1 protein-coding gene and 1 pseudogene are annotated in these 1,895 nt (G+C 72.0%); both read right to left on the bottom strand.

Features of this window, described 5'->3' with window-relative positions; all coding sequences use genetic code 11:
- Positions 1 to 254, bottom strand: a pseudogene (locus tag A612_RS16020) (YccS family putative transporter); the annotation flags it as partial.
- A gap of 27 nt (positions 255 to 281) precedes the next feature.
- Positions 282 to 1,895: phosphoenolpyruvate carboxylase (locus A612_RS16015; RefSeq protein WP_019375438.1), on the bottom strand; the 1,614-nt coding region annotated here is incomplete at its 5' end.

The following is a 1,895-nucleotide window of genomic DNA, read 5'->3' as shown; positions in this document are numbered from 1 at the left end:
GCGATGGCCAGCGCCACCGAGCCGAAGCACGCCAGCGTCGCCACCAGCGCCTTCGCGCGCCCGCGCCAGCTGTCGTCGGTCTCCGCCAAGGCGCTGGCCAGCGCGCCCAGCAGCAGCGGCACCATCAGTTCCTCGCGCCCGGTGGCCCAGCCCAGCGCCATGACGCCCGCCAGCGCCAGCGCCACGCGCAGCGCATAGGCCCAGGCGATCTCCGCGCCCAGCCGCTGCAGCCACTGCGCGGTGATGCCGTCCATGCCTGCCGCCTGCCGCTTGCCGCTGCCTCAGCCGGTGTTGCGCAGCCCGGCGGCGATGCCGTTGATGCAGATGTGGATGCCGGTGCGCACCCGCTCGTCCCCCTGGCCGGCGCGCCAGCGGCGCATCAGCTCGACCTGCAGGTGGTGCAGCGGATCGATGTAGGGAAAGCGGTGGCGGATCGAGCGCGCCAGCGCGGCATTGCCCGCCAGGCGCTGACGCTGGCCGGTGATGCGCGCCAGCGCCTCGCCCGTGCGTTGCCACTCGGCCTCGATGGCGCCGAAGACGCGCCGGCGCAGCCGCGCATCCGGCACCAGCTCGCTGTAGCGCGAGGCCAGCGCCAGGTCGCTCTTGGCCAGCACCATGTCCATGTTCGACAGCAGGGCATGGAAGAACGGCCATTGCCGGTACATCTTCTGCAGCAGCTGCAGGCGCGCCTTCGGATCCTCGCCCGGAGCCTGCACGAAGGCCTCCACCGCGGCACCGAAGCCATACCAGCCGGGCAGTGTCACGCGGCACTGCCCCCAGCTGAAGCCCCAGGGAATGGCGCGCAGGTCCTCGATGGCCTGGCTGGGCTTGCGCGACGCCGGGCGCGAGCCGATGTTGAGTTCGGCGATCTCGCGGATCGGCGTGGCGTTGAAGAAATACTGGGTGAAGCCGGGGGTCTGGTAGACCAGCGCGCGGTAGGCGGCCATGCTGGCGACCGACAGCTCCTCCGCGGCGGCAAGGAAGGCCTCGCTGGCGGGCTTGGTGGGCTGCAGCAGCGTCGCCTCCAGGGTGGCCGCCACCAGCGTCTCCAGGTTGCGCCGGCCGATCTCCGGGTTGGCGTATTTGGAAGCGATCACCTCGCCCTGCTCGGTCAGGCGGATCTGGCCGCGCACCGTGCCCGGCGGCTGCGCGAGGATGGCCTGGTAGCTGGGGCCACCGCCGCGCCCCACGGTGCCGCCGCGGCCGTGGAACATGCGCAGCGCGATCGGCGCGCGCGGCTCGGCGGCGTTCAGCTCGTCGAACAGCGCCACCAGTGCGATCTCGGCGCGGTACAGCTCCCAGTTGCTGGTGAAGATGCCCCCGTCCTTGTTGCTGTCGCTGTAGCCCAGCATGATGTCCTGCAGCGCGCCGCTCTCGCGCACCAGCGCCGCGATGCCCGGCAGGGCGTAGAAGGCGCGCATGATGGGCGCGGCGTTGCGCAGGTCCGCGATGGTCTCGAACAGCGGCACCACGATGAGCTGCACGCGCGCCCCGGCGTCGCCCAGCGCGCCCTGCATGAGGCCCACCTCCTTTTGCAGCAGCAGCACTTCCAGCAGGTCGCTCACCGTCTCGGTGTGGCTGATGATGTAGTGGCGCACCGCCTGCTCGCCATAGCGCCCGCGCAGTGCCAGGGCCGTCTCGAAGATCGCCAGCTCGGCAGCGGTGTGCTCGCTGTAGGCGGCACCGACCACGCGCAGCGGCCGCGCATCGGCGAGCAGCCGCAGCAGCAGCGCCTGGCGGGCCCCCTCGTCCAGCGCCGCGTAGTCCGGCTCCACCCGTGCCACGGCCAGCAGCTCGGCGATCACGCGCTCGTGCTGGTCCGAGCTCTGGCGCAGGTCCACGGTCGCCAGATGGAAGCCGAAGACCTCCACGGCGCGCATCAGCGGCCGCAGCCG

Source organism: Melaminivora alkalimesophila (assembly GCF_000282995.1).
Lineage (GTDB): Bacteria > Pseudomonadota > Gammaproteobacteria > Burkholderiales > Burkholderiaceae_C > Melaminivora > Melaminivora alkalimesophila.
This window is presented reverse-complemented; position numbering and strand designations above follow the sequence as displayed.